Here is a 10,131-nt window from a genome sequence, read left to right as displayed (position 1 = left end):
CGGCGCCACCCCTCCGCCCCTTTCTCCCTGCGAGACTCTCCCCCACTCCGCCCCGTTTTTTTGGGGGGGGGGGGGGGGGGCCCCCCCCCCCCCCCGCCACCGGTATTTGTCCTGTCGACGAGCAGGTGCTGCCGGCAAATGTGAAAAGGGCGCTACCGCAGCGTGCGTGTGCGATGCTGCGCTGACCGCTCCGTGACCTGCGCAGCTGACCGAAGAGTCCCCTTTACCCACTTCATTGCGAAGTGAAACCTGTGAATTGGCTATGCCATGAACTAAATGAGATATTTGCGGTACCGTCACGCAGGATTTTCCCGATACGCCGGGTGTAGTCGTCGCCCGGCGGTGTGTGAGCAGTGCGAACGCATGGGTTGATCCATGGTGAAGGGAAGCGTTTCCGGTGACCGAGCAAGTTTCTGGCGTCCGTCGACCCCGCCCCGTTCGACGTGGACGAGGATCGACGTCCGCCACCCTGCCCCGGCTGCTCATGGCAGCTGTCGAGCGTGCCCCCGAGACCACCGCGTTGCGGTTCGCCGGCCGCTCGCTCACCTACGCCGAGCTGGACCAGTGGTCCTCCCGGCTGGCCCGTGTGCTCATCGCCCGCGGGCTCGGCCCCGGTGACCGCATCGTCCTCGCGCTCACCCGCTCGATCGAATCGGTGGTCGCGGTGTGGGCGGCGGCCAAGTGCGGCGCCACCTTCGTGCCGGTCGACCCGCGCTACCCGGCCGAACGCGTCGCCCACATGCTCAGCGACTCCGGCGCGGGCTTCGGCCTGGCCATGGCCGACGACGCCGCCCGCCTCGACACCGGAATCCGTTGGCTCACCATCGATTCCACGGCCCATCAGGCCGAACTCGCCACCGTGTCGGACGAACCCGTGTGCGCGGGGGAGCGCACCGCGCAGCTGCGGCCCGACGAGCTGGCCTACATCATCTACACCTCCGGTTCCACCGGCGTGCCCAAGGGTGTCTCGGTCACCCACACCGGTCTGGCCGGCCTGTGTGCCGAGCAGGTCCGCCGATTCGGCATCGATACCGATTCGCGCACATTGCATTTCGCCTCGCCCAGTTTCGATGCCAGCATGCTCGAACTGCTGCTCGCGGTGGGTGCGAGCGCGACGATGGTCATCGTGCCGCCGGATGTGTACGGCGGTGACGAACTCACCGAACTGCTGCGCACCGAACGGGTGACCCACGCCTTCATCACGCCGGCAGCGCTGGCCGGGCTCGATGCCACCGTGCTGCCCGAGCTGCGTGCGCTCGCCGTCGGCGGTGAGGCCTACCCGCCGGAGCTGATCGCGCGGTGGGCGCCGGGTCGCTCCTTCTTCAACGTCTACGGCCCCACCGAAACCACCATCGTCTGCGCCATGAGCGACCGGCTCGACCCCGGCGACGTGGTGACGATGGGCGACACGATCCCCGGCATGACGGCGGTGGTGCTCGACGCACGGCTGCACCCCGTGCCCGACCGTGTCCCCGGCGAGCTGTACCTGGCGGGCGCCGGGCTGGCCCGCTGCTACCACGACCGCGCCGGGCTCACCGCGAGCCGTTTCGTCGCCGACCCGGTGAGCGGCGGCAGACTCTACCGCACCGGTGACCTGGTGCAATGGGTGCCGGTGCCCGGTGGGAGGGGCCTGAAATTCCTCGGCCGCACCGACGCGCAGGTGAAGCTGCGCGGTTTCCGCATCGAACTGGGCGAGATCGACGCCGTGCTCTCGGCCCACGACTCGGTGCACTTCGCCGCGACGCTGATCAGGACGCTGCCCAGTGGGGTCGACGCCCTGGTCGCCTATGTGGTCCCCGCGCCCGGCGCGACCGTCGATCCGGCGGCACTGACCCGGCTCGCCGAGCAGCGGTTGCCGCAGCATGCCGTGCCGTCGGCCGTCGTGGTGCTCGACGAACTGCCACTGACTCCGGTCGGCAAACTCGACCACCGCGCCCTGCCCGACCCCGAACTGACCACACGTGAATTCGCCGAGCCGCGAACCGACGCCGAACGCACCGTCGCCGAGGTCTTCGCCGAGTTGCTCGGCACCGACCGGGTGGGCCGCGACGACGACTTCTTCGCCCTCGGCGGCAATTCCCTGCTCGCCACCCGCCTGGCCGGGCGCCTGGGCGCGCTCACCGGCGTCAGGGTGCCCGCGCGCACCGTGTTCGAGCACGCGAGTGTGGCCGCGCTGGCGACCGCGCTGGCCGACCTCGTCGCCGACACCCGTGTGCCGTTGACCCGCCGCGAACGTGGTGCGCGGATTCCGCTGTCGCTGGCCCAGCAGCGCATGTGGTTCATGGCCCGCCTCGACCCCGACGCGAGCACCTACAACATTCCGGTCGCGCTTCGCCTGTCCGGTCCGCTCGACACCGCCGCCCTCACCACCGCCCTCGACGATGTGCTCGAACGGCACGAGGTGCTGCGCACGGTCTACCCCGAACACGACGGCCAGGGCTACCAGCAGGTCCTCCCGGTGGCCGCGGCCGGTCTCGAGGTGGCGGTGACCGCGATCGAGGAGTCCGACCTGCGCGGTGAGCTCGCCAGGCTCACCTTCGGCGGGTTCGACGTGTGCGTGCGGGTTCCGGTGCGCGCCAGTGTCTTCCAGCTCTCGGCGACCGAGCATGTCCTCGCCGTGGTGGTGCACCACATCGCCACGGACGGTTTCTCCCTCGGCCCGCTCACCCGCGACCTGATGACGGCCTACATCGCCCGCACCGAGGGGCACGCGCCCGCCTGGTCACCGCTGCCGGTGCAGTACGCCGACTACACCCTGTGGCAGCACGAACTGCTCGGCGCCGCCGACGATCCCGCCTCGCTGCTGGCCCGCCAGCTCGACTTCTGGCGCACCGCGCTGGCGGGCGCGCCGGCCTCGCTCGAACTGCCGACCGATCGCCCGCGCCCACCGGTCGCGAGTACCAGGGGCGCCGCGCACCACTTCGCCCTCGACGCCGACCTGCACCAGGCACTGGAAAACCTTGCCCGCGAACACAATGCCTCGCTGTTCATGGTGGTACGCACGGCGCTGGCGGTCCTGCTGGCCCGCATGGCGGGCACTGACGACGTCACCCTCGGCGCCCCGGTCGCCGGTCGTGGTGAGCCCGAACTCGACGACCTGGTCGGCATGTTCGTCAACACCGTCGTGCTGCGCACCCGGATCGCGGCGGGGGAATCCTTCGCCGCCCTGCTCGACCGGGTCCGTGAGAGCGATCTCGCGGCTTTCGGGCATGCCGACGTGCCGTTCGAACGTCTTGTCGCCGAACTGGATCCGCCCCGCACCCAGGCGCATCATCCGCTGTACCAGGTGGCGTTGTCGTTCCAGAACTTCGGTGCCGCGCGCCTGGAACTGCCCGAATTGAGTGTGGCGGCGGTCGATCTGGGCGACGAGGTGGCCCCGGTCGACCTGCAGTTGACGGTGGTTCCGCAGGAAGACGGGGACGGGCCGGCCGGGCTGCGGTGTTCGTGGCGTTACGCCACCGCGCTGTTCGACGAGTCGACCATGGCGGCACTCGGCGCCCGCCTCGGCGCGCTGCTCGCGGCCGCCGTCGCCCACCCGGACCGCGCCGTGGGGGATCTGCCGCTGCTCACCGAGTTCGAGCGGACCGAACCGGCCGGTGAGCTGCGGCTGGTTCCCGACGTGACGCTGCTGGACGAGTTCCGCACGCAGGCGTCGCGCACGCCGGAGGCCCCCGCGGTGACGTTCGCCGATCGGACCCTGACCTACCGCGAGCTCGCGAGCCGGGTCAACCGGCTGGCCCGGTTGCTCGTGGCGACCGGCGTCGGGCCGGGCAGCACCGTCGGGGTGGCGATCCGGCCGTCGCTGGAGCTGGTGGTGGCCATGTACGCGGTCTTCGCGGCGGGCGGGGCGTATGTGCCGATCGACCCGGAGTCGCCCGCCGAACGCCGCGCGGATATCCTGGCCGCCGCGCGTCCGGTCTGCGTGCTCAACACAGTCGCCGACGCCGTCGAGGTCCACGATCTGCCCGTGATCTCGGTCGACCTGGTTGCGAATTCCGGTGCGCTGAACGCTTTCTCGGACAGTTGGCTCACCGACGCCGACCGGCTGTGTCCACTGCGGACCCTCGACCTGGCCTACGTGATCTTCACCTCGGGCTCCACCGGCAAACCGAAGGGTGTCGGGGTACCGCATTCGGCGATCGTGAACCAGGCCGCGTTCATGGTCGGCGAGTACGCGGTCGGCGCCACCGATGTTGTGCTGCAGTCGATTCCGTTCACCTTCGACGCTTCGATGATCGGTTTCGCGACCCCGCTGCGCGCCGGGGCGCACATGGTCGTCGCCGCCGCGCACGGGCTCACCGACCCCACCTACCTGGCGGATCTCATCGCGCGCCACGGTGTTACCGGTACGACCATCGTGCCGTCAGTGCTGCAGATGCTCCTCGATGCCGCGCCCGCGGGCGCTCTGCGTTCGCTGCGTGCGGTCTGGGTGGGCGGTGAGGCGCTGCCGAACGCGACCATCGCCCGTTTCGCCGCCGCCACCTCCGGCCGGTTGCACAACCTGTACGGGCCGACCGAGGCGACCGTCTCGATCACCGCCGCCGACGTCACCGACGTGGGTGACGGCATCGTCCCGATCGGCCTGCCGCACTGGAACTCTCGGGCCTATGTGCTCGACGCCCGGCTGCGGCCGGTGCCCCTCGGCACGCCCGGCGAGCTGTACCTGGCCGGTGCGCAACTGGCCCGCGGATACCTGGGGAGCCCCGGTCGCACGATGGAGCGGTTCGTCGCCGACCCCTACGGCCCGGTCGGTGAACGCATGTACCGCACCGGTGACCTGGTGCGCCGCCTGCCCACCGGCGAGCTGACCTACCTCGGCCGCACCGACGTGCAGCTCAAACTGCACGGCCTGCGCATCGAACCCGGCGAGATCGAGGCCGCACTACGCGCGCATCCGTCGGTGGCCGGTGCGGCGGTGACGGTGCACCACGAACAGCTCGTCGGTTACGTCACGCCGTCCGGCGTCGATGTCACCGAGGTACTGGTCACCACGCGAACCCTGTTGCCGCCGTATATGATCCCGCACCGGGTGCTCGCGCTCGACGAGTTCCCGCTCGGCGCGACCGGCAAGCTCGATCGCAAGGCGCTGCCCGCACCCGCGCGCGAGATCCGCGAGTACCAGGCACCGGTCACCGACGACGAACGAGTCGTCGCCGAGGTGTTCGCGAGCGTGCTCGAGCTCGAGCGGGTGGGCCGCGACGACGACTTCTTCGTCCTCGGCGGTACCTCGCTGTCGGCGATCCGGGTGCGCGCGGGCTTGGCCGAACGGCTCGGCGTCGAGGTCGCATTGCGACTACTGTTCAGCTATCCGCTGGTCAGTGACCTGGCGCTGGCCCTTCGCGACGAGAAGGCGGCCTCCTCGACCGGCCCCGATCCGGCGCTCGACCGGGTGCTCGATCCGTCGATCACCCTCGACGGGTGCGCTCCACCGCGCTCGGGCGAACCGGCGAACATCCTGCTCACCGGCGCCACCGGGTTCCTCGGCAGCTTCCTGCTGCGCGAACTGCTCGCCCACACCACCGCGACCGTTCACTGCCTGGTGCGCGCCGCCGACGCCGACACCGCACTCGACCGGGTGGTCGCCACGGCGGCCGGTTACGGCATCGAGGTGGACCGGGCCCGATTGGCCGGTGTCCCAGGCGATCTCGCCCGGCCGCAACTCGGCATCGACCCACGCCGCTTCGCCGAGCTGGCCGACCTGATCGACGTGATCTACCACAACGGCGCCCTGGTGAATCATCTCGAGCCGTACGGGCGGATGCGCGAGGCCAATGTCGGTGGAACCACCGAGGTGCTGCGCCTGGCCACCACCAGTCGCGCCAAAGCGGTGCATTACGTGTCGACGACGTCGGTGCTCGCGGGCATCCCGCAGGCCGACGGCGTACCGGCCGGGCTTCCGGGCTATGCGCTCACCAAGTGGGTCGCCGAACAGCTGATGCACACGGCGGTCGAGCGCGGTGTGCCGATCGCGGTGTACCGGCCCGGCCTCATCACCGGTGATTCCCGCACCGGCGTCGCACCGGCCGAGGACGCCTGGTGGACGATGCTTCGCTCGATGCTCGTGCTCGGCACGGCCGTCGACGTGCGCTCGGTCGCGATCGGGATGGCGCCGGTCGACTACGTCGCGGCGGGCATCGTGCGGCGGTCACGTGACGATTCGGCGCTGGGCCGGGTGTTCCGGGCGGCGGGTCCGGAGGTGCCGCTCGGCATCGTCTACGACGAGATCGTGCGTCGCGGTTATCGTTTCGACTTCATCGATCCGATGGAGTTCGGGCAGATCCTCACCAGGGCCGCCGAACAGCCGGGGGTCGATCCGATGCTGGCGCGCGCCTCGGCACTGAGCGGCAACTATGTGGCGGCGGTCGCGGCGGCGGGCACGACCTCGGTGCTCGGCGCGGTCGAGTCGAGCAGTGTCGAGTCGGCCGAAGCGCTGCCCATCGATATTCCGGCGGTCGACGCGGCCGTCATCGCCCGCTATTTCGACCACTACATCGAGACCGGGTTCTTCCCGGCCCCGGCGGGCGTCGCCTGAGCCGGTCCCGCGCCCGGGCGGGCGCGGGACCAGGTTCTCACTTGGCGTAGTCGTAGAAGCCGCGACCGGTCTTGCGGCCCAGGCGGCCCGCGTCGACCATGCGGCGCAGCAGTGCCGGCGGGGCGTAGTGCGGCTCGGCGAACTCGGCGTACAGCGACTCGGCGGCGGCGAGTGCGATGTCGAGGCCGACGGTGTCGAGCAGCGTCAGCGGACCCATCGGGTAGCCGCAGCCGCCCTTCATCGCGGTGTCGATGTCCTCGGCGGTGGCGTAACCCGACTCGAGCATCCGGATCGCCGAGCACAGGTAGGGGATGAGCAGCGCGTTGACGATGAAACCGGAACGGTCACCGGCCTGCACGGTCAGCTTGCCGAGGGTGTTCTTGGCGTAGTCGGTGACGGCCTCGGCCGCTTCCGGCGCGGTGACCAGGGTGGAGATGATCTCGACCAGCGGCATCACCGGCACCGGGTTGAAGAAGTGCACGCCCACCACGCGCTCGGGCCGCTCGGTGGCACCGGCCACCTTGATCACCGGGATCGAGGAGGTGTTGGTGGCCAGGATGCCCTCGGGCTTGACGATCTTGTCCAGCTTGCCGAAGATCTCGTACTTCAGCGACTCGATCTCCGGGGCGGCCTCGATCACCAGGTCGCGGTCGGCGAACTCGTCCATGTCCAGGGTCACCCGCACACGGGCGATGGCCGCGTCGGCGTCTTCCTGGGAGATCTTGCCGCGCGCCACACCCTTGCCGATCGAGGTGGCGATGCGCTGCTGCGCGGCATCGGCGAACTCCTGCTTGGTCTCGAGCACGAGCACCGAGCTGCCCGCCTTGGCACACACCTCGGCGATACCCGCACCCATCGTGCCGCCACCGATTACACCGATCAACTCCACTGCAGAACTCCCAACATCGCGTTTCCCTGGCTGTCCCGGCGATTATTTCACCTCCCCTGGCACTCAGTGCCAGGGGAGGTGGAACGTGGCCTATCCCACTGGTGTCAATTCCGGCTTGTCCGGATCCGGCCGTCGGCGACCGAGCACGGAATGCCTGCGGCCGTAGGCGAAATAGACGACGACACCGAGTGCCATCCAGATGACGAAGCGCAGCCAGGTCTCGATCGAGAGGTTGACCATCAGCCACAGGCAGGCCAGCGCGCCGAGGACGGGAACAACCGGGACGAACGGCACGCGGAACCCACGCGGCAGGTCGGGGCGGGTGCGGCGCAGGACCAGCACGCCCACCGCCACCAGCACGAAGGCGACCAGCGTGCCGATATTGACCATTTCCTCGAGCGTGCCGAAGTCGACGAATCCGGCGAGCAGCGCGCAGATCACACCGACGATCACGGTGAGCCGCACCGGCGTGCCCTTGCGACCGGTCTGGGCCAGACTGCGGGGGAGCAGTCCGTCGCGGGCCATGGCGAACAGCACCCGGGTCTGCCCGAGGAACATCACCATGACCACCGTCGACAGCCCGGCCAGGGCGCCGATGGCGATGATATTCTTCACCCAGGTGGCGCCGTGGATGGCGAAAGCTGTTGCGAGGGTGGCATTTCCGTCGGCGAGCTGGGTGTAGGAGACCATGCCGGTGAGCACCAGCGACACCGCGATGTAGAGCACGGTCACGATGGCCAGCGAACCCAGGATGCCGCGCGGGATGTCGCGCTGCGGGTTGCGGGTCTCCTCGGCAGTGGTGGCGACGACATCGAAACCGATGAAGGCGAAGAACACCAGGCTGGCGGCGGCGAGCAGGCCGTACCAGCCGTAGCTGGTGCCGCCGGACCCGGTGACGAAGGCGAACAGCGACTGCCGCAGCCCCTCGGCCTTCTCCGACGGCTCGGCGGGCGGAATGTAGGGCGACAGGTTCGACGGCTTGAAGTAGGTCGCGCCGACAACCAGCACCAGCGCGATCACGCCGAGTTTGATGGCGACGGCGATGGCCGAGACCCGCGACGACAGCTTCGTCCCGGTGGCCAGCAGCACGCCGACCACCGCGATGATCACCACCGCTCCCCAGTCGAAACTCACCGACCCGATGTGCACCACCGGTGCCGACGACCCGAGCACGTCACCGAGATATTGCGACCAGCCCTTGGCGACCACGGAGACCGCGAGCGCGAATTCCAGGATCAGATCCCAGCCGATGATCCAGGCGATCACCTCACCGAAGGTGGCGTAGGCGAAGGTGTAGGCGCTGCCGGCCACCGGAACGGTCGAGGCGAACTCGGCGTAGCAGAGGGCGGTGAGCCCGCACGCGATCGCCGCGAAGACGAACGCGAGCGAGACCGCGGGCCCGGCCACCGTGCCCGCGGTGCGTGCGGTGAGGGTGAAGATTCCCGCACCGATCACCACCGCGACACCGAAGATCGTGAGGTCCTTCGCCGTCAGGTCCTTGCGTAGCTTGGCATCGGGATCGTCGGTGTCCCGGATCGATTGCTCGACAGATTTCGTGCGGAACAACCCGCTCGTGATCGCCACTGTGTCTCCTCCTCGAAACTCGGGCGCGCTCAGAGCGAGCGGGGGATGGCGTCGAGACGGCGTTCGGCGAACCGGTTGGCGGCGGCACCCGTGCCGATGCCGTCGGCTTTCGCCGCGGCGATGATCTCGCGGCAGCGCGGGAGGATGTCGGTCACCTCGGCCTCCACCTCGGCGGGTGGCGCGGCGCGCAATTCGCCCGCCACCTGGATGAGTCCACCACTGTTGGCGACGAAGTCGGGGACCCAGGTGATGCCGCGTTCGGTGAGTGCCTGCTCCACATCGGGGGTGGCGAGCTGGTTGTTGGCCGCGCCGCAGACGAGTTTGGCCTCGATGGTCGCGGCGGACGATGCGGTGAGCGTGGCGCCGAGCGCACAGGGGGCGTACACGTCGACCGGTGCCGTCGAGACGGTGGACAGCAGTCGGACCTCGGGATGCTCGGAGGCGATGCGGCGCAGCGCCGTCTCGTTCACATCCGTCACGCACACCTCGGCGCCGTCGGCGAGCAGCAGGGCGGTGAGCTCGCGGCCGACCTTGCCGACGCCTTCGACACCGACAGTGCGGCCCGCCAGCGTCGGTGCGCCCCAGACGGATTCGGCGCCCGCGCGCATGGCCTGGAACACGCCGAGCGCGGTGAGCCGGGCGCTGTCACCGCTGCCGCCTGCGGCGACACTGCGTCCGGTGACGTGGCGAGTGTGCCTGCCGATGATGTCGAGGTCGTCGGTGGTGGTGCCCACGTCGCCCGCGGTGATGTAGCGGCCGCCGAGGGTGTCGACGAAACGCGCGTAGGCGGTGAGCAGTTCCTCGCTCTTCATCGTCGCTGGGTCACCGATGATGACGGCCTTGCCGCCGCCGAGGTCGACACCAGCGGCGGCGGCCTTGTAGGTCATGCCCCAGGACAGTCGCAGCACGTCCTGCAACGCCGCGGATTCGTCGGCGTACGGGTAGAAGCGGGTGCCGCCGAGAGCCGGGCCGAGCGCGGTGGAGTGGATGGCGATGATCGCCTTCAGCCCGGACCGGTCGTCCTCACAGAACACCACCTGCTCGTGGGCGCGGGCACTCAACTCATGCGATCGTCCGAATACTCCTGCTTCGGGGTGTGCGACGGTCACTGTCGATCCTTTCCGGT

4 protein-coding genes are annotated in these 10,131 nt (G+C 69.7%); 1 reads left to right on the top strand and 3 read right to left on the bottom strand.

Annotation, left to right across the window (positions count from 1 at the left end):
• Window positions 1-484: 484 nt before the first annotated feature.
• The gene (locus AB0I35_RS10580; RefSeq protein ID WP_357395548.1) at window positions 485-6,532 is read left to right on the top strand and encodes an amino acid adenylation domain-containing protein; all 6,048 of its coding nucleotides are present in this window, start codon (window positions 485-487) and stop codon (window positions 6,530-6,532) included.
• A gap of 37 nt (window positions 6,533-6,569) precedes the next feature.
• Here AB0I35_RS10580 and AB0I35_RS10575 read toward each other — a convergent pair whose 3' ends face one another.
• The 3 genes from AB0I35_RS10575 to AB0I35_RS10565 all read right to left on the bottom strand — a co-directional run bounded on the left by AB0I35_RS10575 (window position 6,570) and on the right by AB0I35_RS10565 (window position 10,114).
• Window positions 6,570-7,421 (bottom strand): 3-hydroxybutyryl-CoA dehydrogenase, encoded by an 852-nt coding sequence (locus AB0I35_RS10575; protein WP_067987925.1) that lies wholly within the window; start codon window positions 7,419-7,421, stop codon window positions 6,570-6,572.
• 90 nt (window positions 7,422-7,511) lie between these two features.
• Window positions 7,512-9,005 carry an amino acid permease gene (locus AB0I35_RS10570; RefSeq protein ID WP_357395546.1) on the bottom strand — a complete coding sequence of 498 codons (1,494 nt, stop codon included), beginning with the start codon at window positions 9,003-9,005 and terminating at the stop codon, window positions 7,512-7,514.
• A gap of 29 nt (window positions 9,006-9,034) precedes the next feature.
• A complete protein-coding gene (locus tag AB0I35_RS10565; protein WP_357395545.1) occupies window positions 9,035-10,114 on the bottom strand; it encodes a Glu/Leu/Phe/Val dehydrogenase dimerization domain-containing protein in 1,080 nt (359 codons plus the stop codon).
• Window positions 10,115-10,131 lie beyond the last annotated feature (17 nt).

It is taken from the genome of Nocardia sp. NPDC050378 (assembly GCF_040655675.1).
In the GTDB taxonomy this organism is placed as follows: Bacteria; Actinomycetota; Actinomycetes; order Mycobacteriales; family Mycobacteriaceae; genus Nocardia; species Nocardia coubleae.
Note: the sequence above shows the minus strand (reverse complement) of the source record. Positions and strands in the feature narration are given on the sequence as shown.

Excerpts from the sequence above, each read along its gene's own strand:
- AB0I35_RS10580 (WP_357395548.1), top strand. The coding sequence starts at position 485 with ATGGCAGCTGTCGAGCGTGCCCCCGAGACCACCGCGTTGCGGTTCGCC.